At 59.1% G+C, this 22,279-nt stretch carries 21 protein-coding genes and 1 tRNA gene; 5 read left to right on the forward strand and 17 right to left on the reverse strand.

The window, feature by feature from the left end:
- Window positions 1–10: 10 nt before the first annotated feature.
- Window positions 11–688, reverse strand: a complete 678-nt coding sequence (locus KFS80_RS25560) for a Crp/Fnr family transcriptional regulator (protein WP_212546327.1) — start codon at window positions 686–688, stop codon at window positions 11–13.
- 84 nt (window positions 689–772) lie between these two features.
- Between KFS80_RS25560 and KFS80_RS25565 the strand changes: the two genes are divergently transcribed.
- Window positions 773–1,300 carry an Mpo1 family 2-hydroxy fatty acid dioxygenase gene (locus KFS80_RS25565; protein WP_212546328.1) on the forward strand — a complete coding sequence of 176 codons (528 nt, stop codon included), beginning with the start codon at window positions 773–775 and terminating at the stop codon, window positions 1,298–1,300.
- Window positions 1,301–1,380: 80 nt separating this feature from the next.
- Here KFS80_RS25565 and KFS80_RS25570 read toward each other — a convergent pair whose 3' ends face one another.
- The 6 genes from KFS80_RS25570 to dibA all read right to left on the reverse strand — a co-directional run bounded on the left by KFS80_RS25570 (window position 1,381) and on the right by dibA (window position 7,933).
- Window positions 1,381–2,370: a sulfate/molybdate ABC transporter ATP-binding protein gene (locus KFS80_RS25570; protein WP_053116472.1), complete on the reverse strand. Its 990-nt coding sequence runs from the start codon at window positions 2,368–2,370 to the stop codon at window positions 1,381–1,383.
- A gap of 3 nt (window positions 2,371–2,373) precedes the next feature.
- A complete protein-coding gene (cysW, locus tag KFS80_RS25575) occupies window positions 2,374–3,246 on the reverse strand; it encodes a sulfate ABC transporter permease subunit CysW (protein WP_034151824.1) in 873 nt (290 codons plus the stop codon).
- A 13-nt stretch (window positions 3,247–3,259) separates the two neighbouring features.
- Complete coding sequence (gene cysT / locus KFS80_RS25580; protein ID WP_008080019.1) at window positions 3,260–4,078, reverse strand: sulfate ABC transporter permease subunit CysT; 819 nt, start codon at window positions 4,076–4,078, stop codon at window positions 3,260–3,262.
- Between the two features lie 249 nt (window positions 4,079–4,327).
- The gene (locus tag KFS80_RS25585; protein WP_008080017.1) at window positions 4,328–5,341 is read right to left on the reverse strand and encodes a sulfate ABC transporter substrate-binding protein; all 1,014 of its coding nucleotides are present in this window, start codon (window positions 5,339–5,341) and stop codon (window positions 4,328–4,330) included.
- Between the two features lie 148 nt (window positions 5,342–5,489).
- A complete protein-coding gene (oscA, locus tag KFS80_RS25590) occupies window positions 5,490–5,672 on the reverse strand; it encodes a sulfur starvation response protein OscA (RefSeq protein WP_034151822.1) in 183 nt (60 codons plus the stop codon).
- Window positions 5,673–6,013: 341 nt separating this feature from the next.
- Window positions 6,014–7,933 carry a phosphodiesterase DibA gene (gene dibA, locus KFS80_RS25595; protein ID WP_212546329.1) on the reverse strand — a complete coding sequence of 640 codons (1,920 nt, stop codon included), beginning with the start codon at window positions 7,931–7,933 and terminating at the stop codon, window positions 6,014–6,016.
- 146 nt (window positions 7,934–8,079) lie between these two features.
- Here dibA and desA point away from each other — a divergent pair, with 146 nt between their 5' ends.
- Window positions 8,080–9,261: a delta-9 fatty acid desaturase DesA gene (desA, locus tag KFS80_RS25600; protein ID WP_159811956.1), complete on the forward strand. Its 1,182-nt coding sequence runs from the start codon at window positions 8,080–8,082 to the stop codon at window positions 9,259–9,261.
- 243 nt (window positions 9,262–9,504) lie between these two features.
- A complete protein-coding gene (locus tag KFS80_RS25605; RefSeq protein ID WP_212546330.1) occupies window positions 9,505–10,494 on the forward strand; it encodes a GGDEF domain-containing protein in 990 nt (329 codons plus the stop codon).
- 508 nt (window positions 10,495–11,002) lie between these two features.
- Here the strand turns inward: KFS80_RS25605 and KFS80_RS25610 are convergent.
- From KFS80_RS25610 to gabD, 3 genes are all read right to left on the reverse strand, one after another.
- A complete protein-coding gene (locus KFS80_RS25610; protein ID WP_212546331.1) occupies window positions 11,003–12,214 on the reverse strand; it encodes a response regulator in 1,212 nt (403 codons plus the stop codon).
- A 137-nt stretch (window positions 12,215–12,351) separates the two neighbouring features.
- A complete protein-coding gene (gabT, locus tag KFS80_RS25615; protein WP_008080000.1) occupies window positions 12,352–13,629 on the reverse strand; it encodes a 4-aminobutyrate--2-oxoglutarate transaminase in 1,278 nt (425 codons plus the stop codon).
- 185 nt (window positions 13,630–13,814) lie between these two features.
- A complete protein-coding gene (gabD, locus tag KFS80_RS25620; RefSeq protein WP_053116466.1) occupies window positions 13,815–15,257 on the reverse strand; it encodes an NADP-dependent succinate-semialdehyde dehydrogenase in 1,443 nt (480 codons plus the stop codon).
- 431 nt (window positions 15,258–15,688) lie between these two features.
- Here gabD and KFS80_RS25625 point away from each other — a divergent pair.
- Window positions 15,689–15,765 (forward strand) — tRNA-Arg (locus KFS80_RS25625).
- Window positions 15,766–15,834: 69 nt separating this feature from the next.
- On the opposite strand, the gene KFS80_RS25630 is transcribed toward KFS80_RS25625, so the two are convergent.
- From KFS80_RS25630 to KFS80_RS25660, 7 genes are all read right to left on the reverse strand, one after another.
- A complete protein-coding gene (locus tag KFS80_RS25630) occupies window positions 15,835–16,146 on the reverse strand; it encodes a type II toxin-antitoxin system RelE/ParE family toxin (RefSeq protein ID WP_212546332.1) in 312 nt (103 codons plus the stop codon).
- Window positions 16,146–16,442 (reverse strand): type II toxin-antitoxin system Phd/YefM family antitoxin, encoded by a 297-nt coding sequence (locus KFS80_RS25635; RefSeq protein WP_212546333.1) that lies wholly within the window; start codon window positions 16,440–16,442, stop codon window positions 16,146–16,148. Before KFS80_RS25635 ends, KFS80_RS25630 begins: the two co-directional genes overlap by 1 nt.
- Before the next feature lie 139 nt (window positions 16,443–16,581).
- A complete protein-coding gene (locus KFS80_RS25640; protein ID WP_246542021.1) occupies window positions 16,582–16,848 on the reverse strand; it encodes a hypothetical protein in 267 nt (88 codons plus the stop codon).
- Window positions 16,849–16,867: 19 nt separating this feature from the next.
- Window positions 16,868–17,464, reverse strand: a complete 597-nt coding sequence (locus KFS80_RS25645; protein WP_212546335.1) for a hypothetical protein — start codon at window positions 17,462–17,464, stop codon at window positions 16,868–16,870.
- Window positions 17,461–18,042, reverse strand: a complete 582-nt coding sequence (locus KFS80_RS25650) for an RNA polymerase sigma factor (RefSeq protein WP_212546346.1) — start codon at window positions 18,040–18,042, stop codon at window positions 17,461–17,463. Before KFS80_RS25650 ends, KFS80_RS25645 begins: the two co-directional genes overlap by 4 nt.
- Before the next feature lie 30 nt (window positions 18,043–18,072).
- Window positions 18,073–19,758 (reverse strand): vWA domain-containing protein, encoded by a 1,686-nt coding sequence (locus KFS80_RS25655; RefSeq protein ID WP_212546336.1) that lies wholly within the window; start codon window positions 19,756–19,758, stop codon window positions 18,073–18,075.
- Between the two features lie 88 nt (window positions 19,759–19,846).
- Window positions 19,847–20,407 (reverse strand): YbhB/YbcL family Raf kinase inhibitor-like protein, encoded by a 561-nt coding sequence (locus tag KFS80_RS25660; RefSeq protein ID WP_212546337.1) that lies wholly within the window; start codon window positions 20,405–20,407, stop codon window positions 19,847–19,849.
- Window positions 20,408–20,546: 139 nt separating this feature from the next.
- Between KFS80_RS25660 and KFS80_RS25665 the strand changes: the two genes are divergently transcribed.
- Window positions 20,547–22,070, forward strand: a complete 1,524-nt coding sequence (locus KFS80_RS25665) for an FAD-dependent oxidoreductase (RefSeq protein WP_212546338.1) — start codon at window positions 20,547–20,549, stop codon at window positions 22,068–22,070.
- Window positions 22,071–22,279 lie beyond the last annotated feature (209 nt).

Raw genomic sequence — 22,279 nt, forward strand, 5'->3', positions numbered from 1 at the left:
TGTGGCGCCGTTAGATCGTGGCCAGGGCGCGCAATCGCGTGGCATCGAGGATTTCGATCTCACCATACCCGAGCCCGATAATCCCCTGCCCCTGCAAATCCTTGAGGATCTGGTTAGTGGTCTGCCGCGACAGCGACAGCATCGACGCCAGTTGCTCCTGCGGCAGTTGCAGCACCCGGCGTGGCGCGTCGAGTTCGCCGTAGCCTTCAGCGATCATCAGCAAGCGGTGCGCCAGGCGTGCCGGCGCTGGCAGCAGGCTCAGTTGTTCCAGGTTGATAAAGGTCAGGCGCAGTTTGTGGCTCATCAACAGCGCCAGATGTCGCCAGTACACCGGGTTCTCATCCAGCAACTTCAGCAACGTCGCCTGCGGAATATTCAGCAGCAGGCACGGCCCCACAGCATAAGCATCATGCGTACGCGGCTGCCCGTCGAACAGGCAGATTTCGCCAAACCAGTGCGGCGCCTCCACCAGACTCAACAGCGCCTCTTTGCCCTGCTCACTCACCGCACCAATGCGCACCGCGCCCTCAAGCACCGCGTACAAACCGCAAGGCGCATCACCACGCTGAAACAAGCGCTGCCCTGCCGTCAGCCGCCGCTCCCGGGCCGCCGCCAGCAAGCTATCCTGAAAGGACACCGGCAGATGACTGAACCACTGGCCGCTCATCAGCCGTGAACGAATTTGCATAAACACTCCTGGATTGTCGCCTGCCTGACAGAGCGAACCCTGATCCCGAGGGATGATGTGATCAACCCTACCGGAGGAACAACAATGAAAAGCCTCGTCGACCATCTCAGTCAATACGCCGCCTACCACCGTGATCCGCGCAACATCGCCAGCCACTTTATCGGCATTCCGCTGATCGTGGTGGCCGTCGCGGTGTTGTTGTCGCGGCCGGAATGGTCGGTGGGCGGGTTGTGGATATCTCCAGCCGTTATCGTGGCGTTGGCCTCGGCGTGGTTTTACCTGAGACTGGAAGTGAAGCTCGGCGTATTGATGACCGTGCTGATGGGCCTGTCGGTCTGGGCCGGGCACGTTTTGGCGCAGCAGAGCACCACGGTCTGGCTGAGCAGCGGGCTGGCGATGTTTGTGGTGGGCTGGGTGATCCAGTTTGTCGGGCATCACTATGAAGGGCGCAAACCGGCGTTTGTCGATGACGTGTCGGGGCTGATTGTCGGGCCGTTGTTTGTCGTGGCCGAGTTGGCGTTCATGCTCGGGATGCGGCATGAGTTGAAAGAGCAGATCGAGGCGCGGGCGGGGGTTGTGCGAGTTAATCCGAACGGCAAAGCGGCGGCTTAGGCCGCTTGAAAGATCGCAGCCTGCGGCAGCTCCTACAGTGGGTTTCCGAGCGTTCCCACGCTCTGCGTGGGAACGATCAGTTAAAGGCTGGCGACTTTCTGCCAGACCTTCGGCTTGAAGAACAGGGTTTCACCCTTGGCCAAGCCGATCAGGCTGTCGTGGTCTTTCACCACTTCGGCCTCGATCAAATCCGTCTGCCCCTCAACCTTCAGCGTCACCCGCGTGGTCGCGCCCAACGGCCGGATATCGCGCACCTCTGCCGCATGGTGATCTTCCAACTCATGCCTCGACAACGACACTTCGTGCGGGCGGAACAGCACGTGATTGTCGTCGCTCAGCAGCAAGCGGTTCGAATCGCCGAGGAAGTGATAAACGAAATCGCTGGCCGGGTTTTCGTAAACGTCGCCCGGTGAACCGATCTGCTCGATCACACCCTTGTTCATCACCACGATACGGTCAGCAACCTCCATCGCCTCTTCCTGGTCGTGGGTCACGAACACCGACGTCAGGTTGATGTCTTCGTGCAGACGCGCCAACCAGCGGCGCAATTCCTTACGCACCTTGGCATCGAGGGCGCCGAACGGCTCATCCAGCAGCAACACTTTCGGCTCCACCGCCAAGGCGCGAGCCAGCGCAATACGCTGACGCTGACCACCGGACAACTGCTCCGGATAACGATCCGACAGCCAATCCAGCTGCACCATGTTCAGCAGTTCGTGAACCTTGACCGCGATCTGGCTTTCGCTCGGGCGCTGGTTTTTCGGTTTCATGCGCAAGCCGAACGCGACGTTGTCGAACACGGTCATGTGGCGGAACAACGCGTAATGCTGGAACACGAAACCGACGTTACGATCACGCACATCGTGGCCGGAAACGTCTTCACCGTGGAAAACGATGTTTCCGTTATCCGGGGTTTCCAGACCGGCAATGATCCGCAGCAGCGTGGTCTTGCCGCAGCCCGACGGGCCGAGCAGCGCGACCAGTTCACCGCTGTGAATGTCCAGGCTGATGTTGTCCAGCGCCTTGAACGCATTGAAATTCTTGCTGACGTTACGCACTTCGATCGACATGAATTATTCCTCCGCGGCGCTGGCGCGCAGGCGGTTGATACGGTTTTCGCTCCACTGCTTGGCCAGCAGGATGAAGAGCGCCAGGATCAGCAACAGGCTCGCCACGGCGAACGCGGCCACGTGGTTGTATTCGTTGTAGAGGATCTCGACGTGCAGCGGCAAGGTGTTGGTCACCCCGCGAATGTGCCCGGAAACCACCGACACCGCACCGAATTCACCCATGGCCCGCGCGGTACACAGCACCACGCCATAGATCAGGCCCCACTTGATGTTGGGCACGGTGACATGCCAGAACATCTGCCAGCCATTGGCGCCGAGCAGTCGCGCGGCTTCTTCTTCCTGCGTGCCTTGTTCTTGCATCAGCGGGATCAGCTCACGGGCCACGAACGGCACGGTGACGAAGATCGTCGCCAGCACGATGCCCGGCAAGGCGAAGACGATCTGGATGTCGTGATCCTGCAGCCATGGCCCGAACAGGCCCTGCGCGCCGAACATCAGCACGTAGACCAGACCGGCAATCACCGGCGACACCGAGAACGGCAGGTCGATCAGCGTCACCAGCATGCTCTTGCCACGGAACGAGTACTTGCTCACGCACCATGCGGCGCTGACGCCGAACACCAGGTTCAACGGCACCGAAATCAGCACGGCGAACACGGTGAGTTTCAGTGCCGACAGTGCATCCGGTTCAAAAATCGCGGTGAAGAACGCACCGAGGCCATTCTTCAAACCCTGCGATACGACGATGAACAACGGCAACAGCAGAAACAGGAAAAAAACCAGCCAGCCAAGGCCGATCAGCACTCTGCGCGAAGTGGCACTGCCACGGCGTGCAGCGTTGGCCGAAGAGGCGGCCGCAATAGACGATTGGGACATTGTTCGCGCCTCCTTATGGGGTTTCGATGCGCCGCTGCAGCAAGTTGATCAGCAGCAACAGGACGAAGGAAACCACCAGCATCAACACGCCGATAGCGGTGGCGCCGGTGTAATCGTATTGGTCGAGTTTGACCATGATCAGCAGCGGCAGGATCTCGGTTTTCATCGGCATGTTGCCGGCGATGAAAATCACCGAACCGTACTCGCCAACGCCACGCGCGAACGCCAGGGCAAAACCGGTGAGCCAGGCGGGCAGCAGCGCGGGGACGAGGATGTGGCGGAACACCTGCAGGGGTTTCGCACCGAGGCACGCGGCGGCTTCTTCGACTTCACGAGGGATGTCGGCCAGTACCGGCTGCACCGTACGCACCACGAATGGCAGTGTGACGAAGGTCAGCGCAAGGGTGATACCGAGCGGGGTGTAGGCGATTTTGAAACCGAGGTCGGCAGCGAATTGCCCGACCAAGCCGGCCGGCGCATACAGCGCGGTCAACGCGATACCGGCAACGGCGGTCGGCAGCGCGAACGGCAGATCGATCATCGCGTCGATCACCTTGCGCCCGGGGAACGTGTAACGCACCAGCACCCACGCCAGCAACGTACCGATGATGCCGTTGATGATCGCGGCACACAGCGCGGTGCCGAAGCTCAGCTTCAATGCCGCCAGCACGCGCGGTGCGGAGATGATCGCCCAGAACTGATCCCAGGTGAGTTGAGCGGCGTGGACGAACATCGCCGCCAGCGGGATAAGCACAATCAGGCTGAGGTACACCAAGGTGTAACCCAGCGTCAGCCCGAAGCCGGGTATGACGGGGGAGATACGACGCGACATAAAAGTCCTTGGTTAAAAAGCGATCCGCTGAACGCATCAATGTGGGAGCAAGCCCTGTGGTGAGGGGATTTATCCCCGATGGGCAGCGAAGCTGCCCCAAAACCAGAAAATGCGGTGTATCAAATACACCGCATACCAGGGTTTTGCGACTGCTTCGCAGCCGGTCGGGGATAAATCCCCTCACCACAAAAGCCCGCTCCCACATTTACCGCGCCCAAGCATCAGGCTCGTGGTGTGGCTGAAGTCAGATTACTGCGCCTGATAAATCTGGTCGAACACGCCACCGTCGTTGAAGAATTTCGGTTGCGCAGTTTTCCAGCCGCCGAAGTCCTTGTCGATGGTCACCAGATCCAGTTTCGGGAACTGCTGGGCGTATTTGGCAGCGACTTCTTTGTCACGCGGACGGTAGAAGTTCTTCGCGGCGATTTCCTGACCGGCCGGGCTGTACAGGTGTTTCAGATAGGCTTCGGCGATCTGCTCGTTGCCCTTCTTCTCGGCGTTTTTGTCGACCACGGCCACTGGCGGCTCGGCGAGGATCGACAGCGAAGGCACGACGATGTCGAACTTGTCGGCGCCGCCATCTTCTTTCAGGGCCAGGAACGCTTCGTTTTCCCAGGCCAGCAACACGTCGCCCTGACCGTTGTTGACGAAAGTAATGGTCGAACCGCGCGCACCGGTGTCGAGGATCGGCACGTGCTTGAACAGGGTTTGTACGTATTCTTTAGCTTTGGCTTCGTCACCGCCATTGGCTTTCAGGCCGTAGGCCCACGCGGCGAGGAAGTTCCAGCGTGCGCCGCCGGAGGTTTTCGGGTTCGGGGTGATCACCGAGACGTCGTTCTTGACCAGATCGCCCCAGTCCTTGATGCCTTTCGGGTTGCCCTTGCGCACCAGGAAGACGATGGTCGAGGTGTACGGCGTGCTCGCTTCCGGCAGACGCTTCTGCCAATCGGCCGGCAGGGTCTTGCCGAGTTTGGCGATTTCATCGATGTCGCCGGCCAGAGCCAGAGTCACCACGTCAGCGCGCAGACCGTCGATCACCGCACGACCCTGCTTGCCCGAACCACCATGGGATTGCTGGATTTTCACGGTGTCGCCGGCATGATCTTTCTGCCAGAACTTGATGAATTCAGCGTTGTAGTCCTGATACAGCTCGCGCGTCGGGTCATACGACACGTTGAGCAGCTCGTAATCCTTGGCAACGGCAGAACCGGCAAACACAGCGCTGGCCAGGGCGGCCAAAGCGTAACGGCGAATCGACGACATGGTGAAAGCTCCTGGAATTCGGGTGGTGGCTTTTTTCTTATGTATTTCGCAAATCGTGGTGCCGGTTCAAAGATCGCAGCCTTCGGCAGCTCCTACACACACAGCCCCCTGTAGGAGCTGCCGCAGGCTGCGATCTTTTGATCTTCACTCAGCCCGGTTGCTTACCCGGTTGCTGCAAACGGAATTTCTCTTTGCGTTCGATCTGCACGACTTGCGCGTTGTGCACAGTGATCTCCACCGCGCCAAATCGCAGATCGCGCAGAGCGCTCTGGATTTCACGCAAAATGGTGGTTTCGTCCTGACCGTCAACGCTGCGAAGGGATGCGCTCATGGTGCTGCTCCTTTGAATGGGATATGCCTGGCAGTGGGCGGCACTGCGTTCGGCGTGGGAGCAATATAAGAGAGGCGCGGATATTCTTAAAAAGACTATTTAAGAATGTTTATATAACTGAAAAACATTATGTGGCGGGGCAAGGGTTTGCGCCGATCTGTGAGCGACAGATAACCCTGTGGCGAGGGGATTTATCCCCGTTGGGTTGCGAAGCGACCCTGAAAATTTGGGGACTGCTGCGCAGTCCAACGGGGATAAATCCCCTCGCCACAGGTTTTGTATTCACCTCAGGTTTTGTGTGCACCTCAGGTTTTGTGTGCACCCAGGTTTTGTGTCAGCTGTCAGCCAATAACGGGGGCTTTCGTCCAGTCAATTTCGGCCGCTGGGCTCGGCCGCCCAAACCAATACCCCTGCCCCAGCTCACATGCCTGCTCCAGCAAAAACACCGCCTGCTCCGCCTGCTCGATCCCTTCGGCGTGCACCTGCATACCCATGCTGCGCGCCAGCGCGATGATCACCCGAACAATCGCCGCATCATCCTCATCCCACGGCAACCCCGCGACAAACCCCTGATCAATCTTCAGCTTCTGCACCGGCAAGCGCTTGAGCCGCAACAACGACGAATAACCGGTACCGAAATCATCAATCGCCAGACGAATCCCCAACTCACGCAAGCGGTGCATCTGCTCCAGCGCCACTTCCGGATCGTCCATCACCGCGCTCTCTGTAACTTCCAGCTCCAGATACGCCGGATCCAGCCCAGTCTCGCGCAGCACCTGTGCCACTTGTTGATACAGTTCACGCCGCGCAAACAACCGCGACGAAACATTTACCGCGACAAACGACAGCACCACCCCGGCCCGCTGCCACTCGCACATTTGCTGGCAAGCCTGCTGCATCACCCAGGCGTCGATTTCGGCGATCAACCCGGTGCGCTCGGCGATCGGAATGAATTCCGCTGGCGACACCAGTCCACGCTGCGGATGCTGCCAGCGCACCAGCGCTTCTACGCCGATCAGGCGACTGGTTTTCAGGTCATGCACCGGTTGGTAGTAGACGCGCAGCTCTTGCAGTTCCAGCGCGCGGCGCAGTTCGAAAGCGAGTTCGACCCTTTGCTGAGCGTGAGCGGTGAGTTCTTCGGTGTACAAGGCGTAACCGTTGCGCCCGCTGTTCTTGGCTTTGAACAGTGCGGCATCGGCGTTGCGCAACAGTTGTTCCGCGCTCAAGGCATCGCTGGGGAACAGGCTGATGCCGATGCTGGCATTGATGAACAGTTCGTGGCCGTCGATGCAGAACGGTTCTTTGAAGCCATCGAGAACGCGCTGGGCCAGCGCCGCCGCTTGCGCAGGCTGTGGACAACTTTCCGCGAGCACCGCGAACTCGTCACCGCCGAGCCGCGCCAGGGTGATGCCGGGGCCGAACAGCTCCTGCAACCGCGACGCCACCGCTTTGAGTAGCCGATCACCGACGTTATGCCCGAGGCTGTCGTTGATCATTTTGAAGAAATCCAGATCGATCAGCAGCAGCGCACAGCCACGTTTGTGGGTCTGCGCAGACGTCAGCGCTTGCTCGGCGCGATCGCTGAACAGCAGGCGATTGGGCAGATCAGTCAATGGATCGTGGTGGGCGAGGCGTTTGAGTTCGTGCTCGGAATCCTTGATCGCGGTTATGTCGGAAAACACCGCCACGTAATGGCTGACCTCTCCGCGATCATCGTGAATGACGCGGATGGTTTGCCATTGTGGATAAATCTCGCCGCTTTTACGCCGGTTCCAAATTTCGCCGCTCCACTCTTCCTGCGACGCCAACGTGGCGAACATCGCCTGATAGAAGCCCGGCGGATGGTGGCCGGACTTGAACAGGCTCGGCCGTTGACCGATGACCTCTTCACGCTGATAACCGGTGATTTCGATAAAGGCGCGGTTAACGTGGACGATCAGCCCCTGACGATCAGTGACTAGCACGCCTTCGCGGGTGCAATCGAACACGGCCGCCGCCTGCCGCAGACGCTCGCGATCAGCGTGACGTTCGCGCAACCGCGCTCCGATACCGAGAAACTCACACAACCGCGCCCGCGCCAGAAAAATCAGCCCGGCGCTGACCGCCGCAAACAGATAACCGTTGATCAGTTGCCAACGAGCAAGATCGACGGAGTTATCGAAGAAATTGTTTAATAAATAATCAGAACCTTGCAACCAGACAGCGGCAAGCACGAGATAGAGCAGCGCTGCACGCAAGGCATCGCGATAAGTGGCAGACATTCGGCTGTCCATGTCCCTACAAAAAGGTTGGAATTATAGGCCAAGTAACATCCAGCGACTCTTATCTGAAAGGGCGACTGGTTTTATCTGTGTGCTTAGTGATAATGCAACGGCTGTTTTTATCTTTATCGAGGGCCCTATAGCCTATGTGGTACGAAGGTTTTCTTGGCTTGTCGGCCTGGTCTCTGGTCGCGGTCACCCTGCTGATGACCCACGTGACGATTGTAGCCGTCACCGTCTATCTGCACCGTTATTCGGCCCATCGCTCGCTGGAGCTGAATGCTGGCCTGAAACATTTCTTCCGTTTCTGGCTGTGGCTGACCACGGCGCAGAACACCCGCGAGTGGACAGCCATCCACCGTAAACACCACGCCAAGTGCGAAACCGAAGACGACCCGCACAGTCCGGTCATCAAAGGTCTTTCCACCGTGCTGCGTACCGGTGCGGAGCTGTACCGCGCCGAAGCGCAGAACCCGGAAACCCTGCGCATCTACGGCAAGAACTGCCCGGAAGACTGGATCGAACGCAACGTCTACAGCCGTTATCCGCTGCTGGGCGTGGCGATCATGGGCGTTATCGACCTGATGCTGTTCGGCACTATCGGCATCACCATCTGGGCGATCCAGATGATGTGGATCCCGGTGTGGGCTGCTGGCGTCATCAACGGTCTCGGTCACGCGGTCGGCTATCGCAACTTCGAATGCCGCGACGCGGCGACCAATCTGGTGCCGTGGGGCATCCTGATCGGCGGCGAAGAACTGCATAACAACCATCACACCTACCCGAACTCGGCCAAGCTGTCGGTGAAGAAGTGGGAGTTCGACCTCGGTTGGGCGTGGATCAAAGTCTTCAGCTTCTTCCGTCTGGCCAAGGTTCAGCGCGTTGCACCGATCGCCCACCGTGTCGAAGGCAAGGGCAATCTGGACATGGACACCGCGATGGCGATCCTCAACAACCGCTTCCAGATCATGGCCCAGTACCGCAAATTGGTGATCGGCCCACTGGTTCAGCAAGAACTGGCCAAGGTCGATCACTCGGTGCGTCACCAGTTTCACCGGGCCAAGCGACTGTTGTCGCGAGAAACCAGCCTGCTGGAAGACCGTCACCACTTGCGCATCCAGAACATGCTCGAGCACAGCCAGGCATTGAAGGTGATTTACGAAAAACGCCTGGCCCTGCAACAGATCTGGGTCAAGACCAGCTCCAATGGACACGACATGCTCGCTGCCATCAAAGAGTGGGTTCACGAAGCGGAAGCCAGCGGCATCCAGTCCCTGCGCGACTTCGCCGGCCAACTGAAAACCTACTCCCTGCGCCCTACCGCCTAAACACCGGTCCCAAGTAGGAGCTGCCGCAGGCTGCGATCTTTTGATTCTATTTGTTGAAATCAAAAGATCGCAGCCTCGTTTCACTCGACAGCTCCTACGGGTTTGCCGCGATGGCCACTTGGCAGGATCCGGTAAAAACCGGGAACTTCGCCCAAAATCCCCTATCTCAAAGACACTTCGCCATCCCGGCGGGCTGTTCTGTGGCCGTTGTCGATTGCGGCACGCCCTTTGAGACTTGTGCCGATGGTCAATAACAACCAAAAAGACTCATCTTTCCCGCAGTGGCCCGAAGCCGCGCAAACCCTCATGGCTCTAATGCACGCTCAAGGCGAAGTCGCCCGTTTGAGCGAGCGCGAACAGTTGTTCAGCTCGCTGCTGGTCAGCGTCAATGCGGTGCTTTGGGCGTTTAACTGGGAAACCCGTCAGGTGCTGTACGTCAGCCCCGCGTATGAACGGATTTTCGGCCGCTCCGCCGGCCTTCTCCTCGCCGACTACAACCAGTGGCGCGACAGCATATACCCCGACGACCTCGAATACGCTGAACGCAGCCTCGCCGAAGTCCTGCACAAGGGCGCGGTGGAAGATCGCGAATACCGCATCATCGCCGCCGATGGCCAGATCCGTTGGCTCAGCGACAAATGCTTCATCAATCGTCAGGACGATAGCGGGCAACCGGTGATCATCGTCGGCATTGCCGAAGACATCACCGAAAAGAAGCAGATGGAAACCGAGCTGCATCGTCTGGCGACCACCGACGTACTCACACAAAGCAGCAACCGCCGACACTTCTTCGAATGCGCCCACCGCGAGTTTGAAGAGGCGCGGCTGCAAGGTTCGCCGATGGCGTTTCTGTTGCTGGACATTGATGACTTCAAAGTGATCAACGACAGTTACGGGCACCCCGAGGGCGACAATGTGCTGCAACGGGTTGCCGAGTGCGGGCGCGGCTCGCTACGACGCGGCGATCTGTTCGGGCGGATTGGCGGGGAGGAATTTGCGGCGGTGTTTCCGGGGTGCGCGCCGGACATGGCGATGCAGGTCGCGGAACGCTTGCAACAGGAAATTCAACGTCTGAATTTCAACCACGATGGCCAGACGTTCAGTATCACCGTCAGCCAGGGCCTAACCAGCCTCACCGACGAAGATGACAGCCTCGACAGCCTGTTCGCCCGCGCGGATGCAGCGATGTACGAAGCCAAGCGCCAAGGCAAGAACCGCATCATCTCTGCCTGAATATTCGATTTGAAATGCGAACCTGTGGCGAGGGGATTTATCCCCGCTGGACTGCGCAGCAGTCCCCTGCTTTTTTGAATCAAAAGAGGGGCCGCTCCGCAGCCCAACGGGGATAAATCCCCTCGCCACAAAGGCCCGACTCTTACAAGTATGGTGTGGGCGGGTTACTTACGCATCCGCATCAGCTCCGGCAAGCCGATCTTCAGCAGCCGCGCCGTGCGGCTTTTCGCCAGCTCTTCGATGCCTTCATGCTCAGTCAGAAGCCTCGACAGCCTGTTCGCCCGTGCGGATGCAGTGATGTACGAAGCCAAACGCCAGGCAAGAACCGCATCATCTCTGCATGAGTATTCGATTTGAAATGCGAACCTGTGGCGAGGGGATTTATCCCCGATGGGGTGCGAAGCGCCCCCTTTTTTGATTTAAAAAGAGGGGGGACTGCTGCGCAGTCCATCGGGGATAAATCCCCTCACCACAAAGTCTCGACTCTTATAAGAAAGGTGTGGGCGGGTTACTTACGCATCCGCATCAACTCCGGCAAGCCGATCTTGAGTAACCGTGCCGTGCGGCTTTTCGCCAATTCTTCTATGCCTTCATGCTCAGTCAGGTGCGCCATTTGCGCCGCCATGTTCATCACCAGCGCTTCACGGGAATACACCCCGCCACCGAGTTGATACACCGCCGCAATCAACTCACGCAGCTCCAGTGGCAAGCGCCAACGCGTGCGCAGTGCCGATCCATACGCCGCACCAAATTCCGCCAGCGCCTCACCAACCTCCTCCAGCTCATCCAGCGCGCCACCGGCCTGCTGCCATTCCTGCAAACAACGCAGCAACGCCAGATCACCCAACCGATGCAGCATCCCCGCGCAGTAGCAGCGCTCCTGATCCAGATCGAGCAAACGCGCCAACGTGCGCGCGTATTCAGCGGTGTGCAGCGAAAGCCCCCAATAACGCTCGGCATAATCCGCCAGACACGGATCGCTGAGCCTGGCGCTACGCTTGAGCGCGAGCCCCAGAATCAAGTTCATGCTCTGCCCGGTACCGAGCCGGTGCAGTGCCTGCGCCAATGTCTGCACTGGCGCGCCATGGTGCTGCGCCGCGCTGTTGGCGGCAGCGATCAACACGGCAGTGATCTGCGGATCGGTTTTTATCTCATCTTCGAGCACCTTCAGATCCAGCCCGCCAGGGTTGAGGCTGCGCTTCACCGCCACCTGCACATCGGTCATCAGCGGCGCGCCGTCGGCCTGCTCACGGCGTCGCTCGAGAAACACTGACAGCGTCATACCCGGCGCCAGCGCCGGCACTTCGCAGAACACCTCTTCCCCGGCATTGAGCAGCAACCCCTGCAAACGCTGGGTCAGGCTTTCCATGTTCAGCGGCTTGGTCAGATACGCCGTCGGCGCCAGTGGAATCGCTTCGCGCACGCTGGCGCTGTCGTTGCGGCTGCTCATCAGAATGAACGGCAGCGGCGGATTGCGTTTGCGCTGCCGCACGCTGCGCAGCACGTTCAAACCATCGATGCCGGGCAGCTCCCAGTCAACGATGGCGAGGTCATACGGCACTTCGCTAAGCAACGACATCGCTTGTTGACCATCGGCGCACAGATCCAGCCGCGCATCGCAACGCACGTTCAGCAGCACTTGTTTGAGCAGGTCGCGCGACCACGGGTCGGCCTCGGCAATCAGCACTCGGGGTACGGCGGGTAAATCAACGGCAGTCATGCGCGCTCTCCCTTGCAATGCCTGAACCTTAGCCAATGCTGGCCTTTCGATACAGTGCTAAAGCCCCCGATGTGTTTCAAGGGGCGTAAAAAAACCCGCCGAAGCGGGTTTTTTGTCGATCAGGTCACACTGGGTGATCAGAGCTCGGAGAAGCACTCTTCGATGATCGCCAGACCTTTGTCCAGTTGCTCGTCCGGCGAGGTAAGCGGTACGAGTACGCGCAGAACGTTGCCGTAGGTGCCGCAAGACAGCAGGATCAGACCCTTGTCGCGTGCCTTGGCCACAACCGATGCCACTGCTGCAGCGTTCGGCTTGTGGCTGTCGCCGTTTTCGAACAGCTCAACAGCGATCATCGCGCCCAGCGCACGGACTTCACCGATCACCGGGTACTTGGCCTGGATAGCCTTCAGGCCAGTCACCAGACGCTCGCCGACTGCTTTGCAGCGATCAAGCAGGTTCTCTTCTTCGAACACTTCCATCACGGCCAGCGCAGCGGCGCAAGCGATCGGGCTACCGGCGTAGGTGCCGCCCAGGCCGCCTGGAGCAATGGCGTCCATGTATTCGGCCTTGCCGCACACACCGGCCAGCGGGAAGCCGCCAGCGATGGATTTGGCGAAGGTCGTCAGGTCGGCAGCAACGCCCATCTGTTCCATGGCGAAGAAGGTACCGGTACGGCCAGCGCCAGTCTGTACTTCGTCGGCGATCAACAGGATGCCGTGTTGGTCGCACAGCGCACGCAGACGCTTCATGAATTCCTTCGGCGCGACGTAGAAACCACCTTCACCCTGCACAGGCTCGATGATGATCGCGGCGATGTCTTTCGGCTCGGCGTCGTTCTTGAAGATGCGTTCGATCGAAGCGATCGAGTCGTCGATGCTCACGCCGTGCAGTTCGTTCGGGTACAGCGCGCGGAAGATGCCGCCTGGCATCAGGCCCATGCCGGCCGAGTAAGGCACGACTTTACCGGTCAGGCCCAGGGTCATCATGGTGCGACCGTGGTAGGCGCCGGTGAAGGCGATCACGCCGGCACGGCCAGTGGCGGCACGGGCGATTTTCACGGCGTTTTCGACGGCTTCGGAACCGGTGGTGACCAGCAGGGTTTTCTTGGCAAAATCACCCGGGATCTTCGCGTTGATTTTTTCGCACACTTCTACGTACGGCTCGTAAGCCAGCACCTGGAAGCAAGTGTGGGTCAGCTTGTTCAGCTGTTCGGTCACAGCGGCGATGATTTTCGGGTGCACGTGGCCGGTGTTCAATACAGCGATACCGCCGGCGAAGTCGATGAACTCACGACCTTCAACGTCAGTCACGGTAGCGTTTTTTGCCGACTCAGCGAAGATCGGGTGAATCTGGCCAACACCACGTGGAACAGCTGCGGTACGGCGGGCCATCAGTTCAGCGTTAGTCTTGCTCATTACAGTCCTCATTCGCCGCTCATCGGGCGGCGTTGTTCAAGGATTAAGCGGGAGGAAGCGACGGTGGCAGCATGCGATGATCGACTGCCACGGCGTTCCCGGCCGCAGAGAAAATTCCGGTTTGAAACCACGCAAAGGGACAGCGCTCTCGTGCCCTTTGCGTTTGCAGCGATCTTTGACCGGGCTTAGATGCCCAGGCAGAGGTATTTGATTTCCAGGTAATCTTCGATGCCGTACTTGGAGCCTTCACGGCCCAGGCCCGAGGCCTTGATGCCGCCGAACGGCGCGACTTCGTTGGAGATCAGCCCGGTGTTGACGCCAACCATGCCGTATTCCAGCGCTTCCGCGACACGGAACACACGACCCAGATCGCGAGCATAGAAGTACGAAGCCAGACCGAACTCGGTGTCGTTGGACATCGCGATCACTTCGGCTTCGTCTTTGAAGCGGAACAGCGGCGCCAGCGGACCAAAGGTTTCTTCCTTGGCCACAGCAGCATTTTTCGGCACGTTGGTGAGGATGGTCGGTTCGAAGAAGTTGCCTTCCATCGCCTTGCCACCGGCCAGCACGGTCGCGCCTTTGGCCACGGCGTCAGCAATGTGTTCTTTGACCTTGGCCACGGCTTTTTCGTCGATCAGCGGGCCAGTGGTGGTGCCGTCTTCCAGACCGTTGCCGATCTTCAGTTTAGCCACAGCCACTTTCAGCTTCTCGGCGAACGCGTCGTAGACCGAATCCTGAATGTACAGACGGTTGGCGCAGACGCAGGTCTGGCCGTTGTTGCGGTATTTGGAAATGATCGCGCCTTCGACGGCCTTATCCAGATCCGCGTCGTCGAACACGATGAATGGCGCGTTGCCGCCCAGTTCCAGCGAAACTTTCTTGATGTCCTTGGCGCATTCAGCCATCAGCTGACGACCAATTTCGGTCGAACCGGTGAAGGACAATTTACGCACGATCGGGTTGCTGGTCAGCTCGCTGCCGATGTCGCCGGCACTGCCGGACACCACGCTGAACACGCCCGCAGGAATGCCGGCGCGCTGAGCCAGTTCGGCCAGGGCGAAAGCGGAAAACGGTGTTTGCGAAGCAGGCTTGAGCACCATAGTGCAACCGGCAGCCAGTGCCGGGCCGGCTTTACGGGTGATCATCGCCGCCGGGAAGTTCCACGGGGTGATCGCGGCGGTCACGCCGATTGGCTGCTTGATCACGATCAGACGCTTGTCTGGCTGATGACCCGGAATCACGTCACCGTAGATGCGCTTGGCTTCTTCGGCGAACCACTCGATGAACGAAGCGGCGTAAACGATTTCGCCCTTGGCTTCGGCCAGCGGCTTGCCCTGTTCGAGGGTCATCAGACGCGCGAGGTCGTCCTGGTTCTCGATCATCAGTTCGAACCAGCGACGGAGCTTGCCGGCACGCTCTTTGGCGGTCAGTGCACGCCAGGCTGGCAGCGCTTTGTCAGCGGCTTCGATGGCACGGCGGGTTTCGGCGGCGCCCATTTTTGGCACGGTACCGAGGATTTCGCCGGTGGCCGGGTTGTTAACCTTGATCGTCTGACCGTTGTCCGCATCGACCCAAGCGCCATCAATGAAGGCTTGCTGGCGGAACAACTGGGTGTCTTTAAGCTGCATGTCGGCTTTCCTTAACAGCACCGCGGCCTGCGCGGAGCAAATTATGATTGTAGAAAGGCGCCTCGCAAGGCTGCCGTCAGGGAAATCAGTGACCGGGAGTGGCGCATCAACCGTGGACGATTCGAACCACTGGCGCTTCAACACCCGCTCAACGAGCGTTTGAAATCTCAAACGGATCGTAGGATCAAAGGGGTTAAAGGACAATAGGTCGTTCGAAAAAAAGAACAAAAACGCCGCTTTTGCCGGATTTTTCAGATCAACGAGCCAAACCCGGTGCCGCAGCAAAACCATAGATCAACCCCGGGAAAGCGCCAAGCGAGGGTTTTGCAGGACGTTACAGCTTTAAGGAATACAGCGATTTCAACCGACACGCGCACTGACAAACCCCAGCATGGACGCCCCGAGCCGACCTAGGTATGATGTCGCCCGCTGCACCAGTAGCTCAGCTGGATAGAGTACTGCCCTCCGAAGGCAGGGGTCGTGGGTTCGAATCCCGCCTGGTGCACCATTGATCTAAACGAGAAAGCCCCGGACTGATGAAGTTCGGGGCTTTTTTGTGGGCGATTGCATTTCAATTCTACTGAGGCTCAGCACCTACAGCTTCAAACAATCGGGCAAGATCTCGCGCACTGTGCAAAACCCGCTCTATCTGAACGTCTCCCTCTACGATCGAGTAAAAAATCAAATAACGAGCATGAGTAATCATTTTCAGCCCCTTGGCACAATCTTCTCGCGAAATGCCTTGATTAGGCTGAGCGATCAAGTGATCGCACCGTACGCGCAACTCGCCAACGAAAGAACGTGCGCGCTTGGGATTATCGCGAGCGATAAAGCGGGCAATCTGCTGCAAATCCTCCCGTGAAAGCGCGGAAAAAAACAACCGCCTCATCAACGACTTTGCTCAGCTTCAACACCATCTATAAGCGCATCAAGCTCATCGAATACAGTGTCAGCGGCGATTGCCGGACGGGGATCATTGCGGCTGGCCACAATCGCCTCGCGTAACTCGGCAGCTCGAAGGCGATCCAGCAACTCCTGATAAGTCGCATGCGCCAGGAGATAGGCAGCGGGACGATTATGATTGAGAACGGCAATGGGTTCAGAACTCGCCTGCTCAATCACCGTACTCGGGCTCCGTTTCAGTTCAGTAATACTCACCGAACGACTCGCAAGCAACTGCTCCATGGCAACTCCAAAAGGTACACAAAAAAGTACCTTATAGTGCTCTTTTTAGAGAAGGGGGGTCAATGCTTATGAGTCTGTATAAAAAACCTGGAGAAGGGAGAGTGTTTACAACTTGAAGCCAGAATCCGCCAAAGCGGCATTACTCCGTCGTCCAATCAAACTCATCATATTCATCGTCATCCTCTTCCCCCTCAACCTCCTCAAAAACCTCGTCCTCATCAACGACTTCTTCTTCCGGCTGGTTCAGCAGAAATTCCTTCCGTGCCTCGGTAATAGCGCGCCGCATCTCTTCGCCCTTTTGCGGGCAGTTGAGCAGTTGGGCAATGCGGTCAATTTTCGATGCCACGTTGTCCTCCGGCGTATTGGCAATGCCCCGATAGTGCGCGTTTTTGCGGGGCATTGCCAAATGGCTGAGGTTTACAGGGTCATTTTTCTTGCAACTGTTCGAGTCGGGCGTCGAGATCGACGTTCGGGTAGCGCTTATGCAGGTTATTGAACAGGCTATCGGCGGCCTGCGATTGGCCGGATTCGCGCAGGCGCAGAACTTCGCGCAGTTGTTCGTCGAGACCATTGGGTGGGGCGGCGGCGCGCTTGCTGACCTTGGCTTCATCCGCGCTGATCGCCTGGCTTTGCATTGGCGCGGCCATTTCCATCATCGGCGCGGGCGCGGCTCGGGGCGCTGCCGGGGCGGACAATCGGTGCAGTTGCGCGGAGTCCGCTTCGGCCATCGGCACAGCGAGTTTCGGCGCCGGGGCGTAGTCGTATTGGCGCAGCGGTTCGGGCGTGCGTTGCACCAGCGACAACATCAACGCGACGCCAACGAGGCTGGCGAATGCGACTTGCCAGCGCGGTTTGCGGCAGGCCTGCAACCAGCGTTGCCACAGGCTCAGTTGCACCGCAGGCGTTTCGCGGCGCGCGGTATTGACGATGAACGCGTCGAGATGCGCGGGCGGTTCAGCGTTGTGCTGTTCGCGCACGTGTTTGATCAGCGGATCTTCGGGTGTCTGGCGGGCGTCAGTCATGTGAGTACCTCCTCGGCCAGCAGCCGACGCAGTTTTTGCTGGGCGTAGCGCAAGCGGCTTTTGACGGTTTCCAGCGGTGTTTCGGTGAGGCTGGCGATTTGCGCCAGGTCGAGGTCGCCGTGGGCGCGCAGCAAGAATACTTCGCGCTGGTCGGCGGGCAAGGTTTGCAGGGCGCTTTCGAGGCGCTGGCTGTCGCGGCTGAGGCTCAGCAGTTGCTCGGGATCGCTCGCTTCATCGCTGACAGCGTGAGTTTGTTCGTCATAACTGTCGTGCAGCGGTTGTTGCGCGCCATGTTTGCGCCAGTGATCGATCAGCCGATTGCGCGCAATCTGGAACAGCCACGTACGAAATGTCGCGCGACCTTGTGGCTGACTGGCGCTGCGGATCAGGCTGAGCCAGGTTTCCTGAAACACCTCATCGGCCAGTTCCGGCTTGCCGCTCAACCCAAGCAGAAACCGGTACAAACCCTGTCGATGACGGGCGTATAAGATCTCGAACGCCGCGCTGTCGCCCTCGCGATAACGCGCCAGCAGCGATTCATCGCTGCTGGCGGTCGGGCTGTCTGCCGAAGCAAACAGCTGGCTGATAAAACCCTTCAGACGATTCACTTATTCAATCCGTCGTTCAGTGGCCTGCGCATTCGATGCTGTAGAAGTGCGCAGACTCTGCGCCAGCTGCACCAGTTGCACGAACTCGTTGCGCAAGCCGAAACGGTCGTCGCCGCGAGCGCCACGGGCCAGCGTTTCGGTGTCTTTCAGGCTGAAATCGCCGGTGTAACGAGCGTCCTTGAGTTGCTGGGAAAACGCGGCGACCGCAGCGGCAAAGCGTAGATCCTCACTGGCGCTTTTCACCTGATTGGCAATCGGCCGCTCGATCAGCAGACTTTTCCCACCTTCGGGCTGTTGATATCGCACACGCAGCATCGCCAATTCCCCGTTCGCCTCAGAAACCGCTGGCGTCGATTTGCCGTATCGCAACGGCTCCAACCAACCCTTCTCGCCTGCCGGAACAATTTCGTACAGCGCGGTCACCGTATGGCCTGCACCGATTTCGCCGGCATCGACCTTGTCATTGCTGAAATCCTCACGCTTCAGCGCGCGGTTTTCGTAGCCGAGCAGGCGATATTCGCTGACCTGCGCCGGGTTGAACTCCACCTGCAACTTAACGTTTTTCGCGACGATGGCGAGGGTCGAACCGAGTTGATCGACCAGCACTTTGCGCGCCTCGCGCAGGTTGTCGATGTAGGCATAGTTGCCATCGCCCGCATCGGCCAACTGCTCCATCAAATGTTCATTGTAGTTATCCACACCAAAACCCAGAGTGGTCAGCGAGATTCCGGTTTTGCGTTTATCCACAGCCATTTGCTTGAGGCTGTCGAAGTCGCTGACCCCGACGTTGAAATCACCGTCGGTGGCCAAGAGGATGCGGTTGATGCCTTTGCCGATGAACGCCTGTTGCGCCAATGAATAAGCCAGTTCGATGCCTGAAGCGCCTGCGGTCGAGCCGCCAGCGGTCAATTGCTCAATAGCTGTACGAATTTTCGCCTTTTCCCGTCCGGATGTCGGTTCAAGCACCACTCTCGATTCGCCGGCGTAGACCACCAGCGACACGCGATCCTGATCGCGCAATTGATCGACCAGCAATTTCAGCGTGCTTTTGACCATCGGCAAGCCTTCACGGCGATCCATCGAGCCGGACACATCGACCAGAAACACCAGATTGGCCGGAGGCAATTCCGACACTGCGCGATCGGAAGCCTTGATGCCGATGCGCAGCAAGCGCGTGTGCGGGTTCCACGGTGACGCGGCCAGCTCGGTGGTCACGCCAAACGGCGAGCCATCGCTCGGCAGCGCGTAGTCATAAGGGAAGTAATTGACCATTTCCTCGAGCCGCACCGCACCTTCCGGCGGCAGGCGTCCTTGATTAAGCAAACGGCGGACGTTGGCATAAGCACCGGTATCGACGTCGGCGCTGAAGGTTGAAACCGGGGTTTCGGCGACGCTGTGAATCGGGTTATCGGCCAAGGCCTGATATTGCTCGCGCTGCTCGTCGCGATAGCCTTGTGGATAACTTTCGCTCTGCAGCATCGGCGCGCTGCCCGCGTTGGGCATTTTGTACAACGCGCGTTTAACCATTGTGCTGTCGGCCATCAGCGCTTCCTGCTGGATCAATTGCGCAGGCTGAGCGGGCGCCGGCACGGCAGCGGATTCCGGATTGGAGGAAACGCCGCAACCGGCCACCGCCAGCAACACACCAACAGCAACGGGCCGCAAGAAATACACAGGAAGGGACATGGGGGCTGACCTCGGGGATGAAATTGATCATTCATCCACTGAGACGGGCCGCCCCTTCAGTTCGGGTTAGACACCGCTGAAAATATTTTCAGCGGTGATAACGCCGCACCGCACTGCTGTTGCGCAGCACGTGACCTTTGATTTTTTCCATCAGTTCGGCGCGGGTCAGACCAGCCGGCAAGGCATCCGGCGCCAGATCAAGGGCGTAGATCTGAATGATGTAGTGGTGCGCGCTGTCGCCCACTGGCGGGCACGGGCCCATGTAATGGGTGTTGCCTTTGCTGTTGGTGCCGCCGACGCCTTCGAACGCGGATTTCGCACCGACACCGGCCGCAATCTGGTGCGTGGTGGCTTTGATGCCGTAGTGAATCCAGTGATCGACGCCCAGACCTTTCTGGCCGTCCGGATCGTGCATGACGATCGCGTAGCTCTGGGTCCCCGCCGGGCCGGCGTTCCAGCTCAATGCCGGCGACTGATTCTTGCCGCCGCAACCGGCCGCATCGCTGGCCGCTGCCGAGGTGAACAGACGGTTGTCGGAAACACCCGGGATGCTCAGGGTGAAACGCTCCTGGGCCTGCGCCGGAAACTGCACGCAAAGGGCGACGGCAATGGCCGCCAGCCAAGGGTTGAGAGAGGTCAATCGGGTCATTCCGGGAGCACCTTGTGCAGTTGGGCCGTCGTCGGCTTGCAGACTATAGCTGTACCGTTCGTGCCGTGGCACCAGGAAATCGCTGAACCTCGCACCACGGCGCAAACTCGTAAGAGAAATGCCTGTGAGGAAGCCGATCATGTCCCTGCACCGTGTCGCCCGCTTCGCCGATGTCCCTGAAGACCGTGGCCTGCAAGTTGAAATCGGCGACTGCAAGATCGTTTTGCTGCGAGCGGGAGGCCTGCTACGTGCATTTCAGGGCGAATGCCCACACGCCGGCGCGCCGCTGGCTGACGGCGCTTTGTGTCACGGACGGCTGATTTGCCCGTGGCACAAGGCGGCTTTTCGGGCGGAGGACGGCGCATTGTGCGAGCCTCCAGCGCTCGACAGTCTCAAGCGTTATCCATTGGAATTGCGTGGCGATGAGGTTTGGGTCGATGACCAAGCGCTGGCAGATCCGCACACGCCGCCGGCCGACGATTCACGCACTTTCGTGATTGTCGGCGCGGGGGCAGCAGGCACCGCGTGTGCGGCGGCCCTGAGGGAAAAGGGTTTTGGTGGCCGCATCGTGATGATCGACCGCGAACCCGACGCCGGTTACGACCGCACCGTGCTGAGCAAATTTGTCCTCGCCGGGGACATGCCGCCGGAAGAAACACCGCCGCTGCGAGATGAAAGTTTCTATAAAGAGCAGCGCATCGAACGTCTGCAAAGCGAAATCACTGATATCAATGCCGGGACTAAAACCCTGCACCTCAATGACGGCCAAACGCTGAGCTACGACGCAGCCGTACTCGCCACTGGCGGCGAACCCAACCCTCTGGAATTGCCCGGCGCCGACCTGCCGCAAGTTTTCGTCCTGCGCTCAAAAGCCCAGGCCGAACAGATCATGAAAGCGGCCAGCCCCGATCAACGCGCGGTGATCATCGGCGACAGCTTTATCGCCCTCGAATGCGCCTCGGCCCTGCGCCAGCACGGTCTCGACGTCACGGTGCTGGCGCGCCACGAAATTCCTTTCGCGGCGCAATTCGGCGAGGCGGTGGGCAAAGCGATCCGCGCCCTGCATGAAGAAAAAGGCGTGAAATTCATCACCGATCATGAGGCGACAGAGGTCATTGGCGACGGCAAAGTCGAGGCGGTGCTGCTGGACAACGGACTGCGCATTTCAGCCGATCTGGTGCTGGCGGGTATTGGCGTGCACCCGGCGACTGAGGCGTTCGCGTCACTGCCGAGGGAAAAGGATCAATCTTTGCGCGTTGATGACGGCATGCGCGTCACTGAAGGGTTGTGGGCGATTGGCGACATCGCCACCTTCCCGCTGCACGGCCAGCCACAACGCATCGAACACTGGCGCCTGGCTCAGCAACATGCGCGCATCGCGGCGGCCAATATGCTTGGCGGCGAGGAACATTATCTGGACGTGCCGTTTTTCTGGACGTGGCATTTCGGCAAGAATTACGACTACCTCGGACACGCCGAGCATTGGGATGAAGTCGAGTTTCTTGGCGAGCCGGAGCATCCGCCGTTTATTGGGTTGTTCGGCAGAAACGGCATTCTGGTCGCCGCGGTGGCCTGCGAAAAGGAACGAGCGATGGCAATGCTCGCCGAACGCATGAAACAACCGCTGATGATGGAAGAAGCCTGGGCCCTCATCCAGATCTGATCACCGATCCCGTGTAGGAGCTGCCGAAGGCTGCGATCTCTTGATCTTAAAATCAAAAGATCGCAGCCTTCGGCAGCTCCTACACAGGGTTTTACCATCTGATCGTTCCCACGCTCCTGCGTGGGAATGCAGCCCGTGACGCTCCGCGTCACCGGACGCGGAGCGTCCCAAGAGGCATTCCCACGCGGAGCGTGGGAATGATCGGTCAA

The sequence above is a fragment of the Pseudomonas rustica genome, from assembly GCF_018336155.1.
Lineage (GTDB): Bacteria > Pseudomonadota > Gammaproteobacteria > Pseudomonadales > Pseudomonadaceae > Aquipseudomonas > Aquipseudomonas rustica.

Excerpts from the sequence above, each read along its gene's own strand:
- KFS80_RS25560 (WP_212546327.1), bottom strand. The coding sequence starts at position 688 with ATGCAAATTCGTTCACGGCTGATGAGCGGCCAGTGGTTCAGTCATCTG.
- KFS80_RS25565 (WP_212546328.1), top strand. The coding sequence starts at position 773 with ATGAAAAGCCTCGTCGACCATCTCAGTCAATACGCCGCCTACCACCGT.
- KFS80_RS25570 (WP_053116472.1), bottom strand. The coding sequence starts at position 2,370 with ATGTCGATCGAAGTGCGTAACGTCAGCAAGAATTTCAATGCGTTCAAG.
- cysW (WP_034151824.1), bottom strand. The coding sequence starts at position 3,246 with ATGTCCCAATCGTCTATTGCGGCCGCCTCTTCGGCCAACGCTGCACGC.
- cysT (WP_008080019.1), bottom strand. The coding sequence starts at position 4,078 with ATGTCGCGTCGTATCTCCCCCGTCATACCCGGCTTCGGGCTGACGCTG.
- KFS80_RS25585 (WP_008080017.1), bottom strand. The coding sequence starts at position 5,341 with ATGTCGTCGATTCGCCGTTACGCTTTGGCCGCCCTGGCCAGCGCTGTG.
- oscA (WP_034151822.1), bottom strand. The coding sequence starts at position 5,672 with ATGAGCGCATCCCTTCGCAGCGTTGACGGTCAGGACGAAACCACCATT.
- dibA (WP_212546329.1), bottom strand. The coding sequence starts at position 7,933 with ATGTCTGCCACTTATCGCGATGCCTTGCGTGCAGCGCTGCTCTATCTC.
- desA (WP_159811956.1), top strand. The coding sequence starts at position 8,080 with ATGTGGTACGAAGGTTTTCTTGGCTTGTCGGCCTGGTCTCTGGTCGCG.
- KFS80_RS25605 (WP_212546330.1), top strand. The coding sequence starts at position 9,505 with ATGGTCAATAACAACCAAAAAGACTCATCTTTCCCGCAGTGGCCCGAA.
- KFS80_RS25610 (WP_212546331.1), bottom strand. The coding sequence starts at position 12,214 with ATGACTGCCGTTGATTTACCCGCCGTACCCCGAGTGCTGATTGCCGAG.
- gabT (WP_008080000.1), bottom strand. The coding sequence starts at position 13,629 with ATGAGCAAGACTAACGCTGAACTGATGGCCCGCCGTACCGCAGCTGTT.
- gabD (WP_053116466.1), bottom strand. The coding sequence starts at position 15,257 with ATGCAGCTTAAAGACACCCAGTTGTTCCGCCAGCAAGCCTTCATTGAT.
- KFS80_RS25630 (WP_212546332.1), bottom strand. The coding sequence starts at position 16,146 with ATGAGGCGGTTGTTTTTTTCCGCGCTTTCACGGGAGGATTTGCAGCAG.
- KFS80_RS25635 (WP_212546333.1), bottom strand. The coding sequence starts at position 16,442 with ATGGAGCAGTTGCTTGCGAGTCGTTCGGTGAGTATTACTGAACTGAAA.
- KFS80_RS25645 (WP_212546335.1), bottom strand. The coding sequence starts at position 17,464 with ATGACTGACGCCCGCCAGACACCCGAAGATCCGCTGATCAAACACGTG.
- KFS80_RS25655 (WP_212546336.1), bottom strand. The coding sequence starts at position 19,758 with ATGTCCCTTCCTGTGTATTTCTTGCGGCCCGTTGCTGTTGGTGTGTTG.
- KFS80_RS25660 (WP_212546337.1), bottom strand. The coding sequence starts at position 20,407 with ATGACCCGATTGACCTCTCTCAACCCTTGGCTGGCGGCCATTGCCGTC.
- KFS80_RS25665 (WP_212546338.1), top strand. The coding sequence starts at position 20,547 with ATGTCCCTGCACCGTGTCGCCCGCTTCGCCGATGTCCCTGAAGACCGT.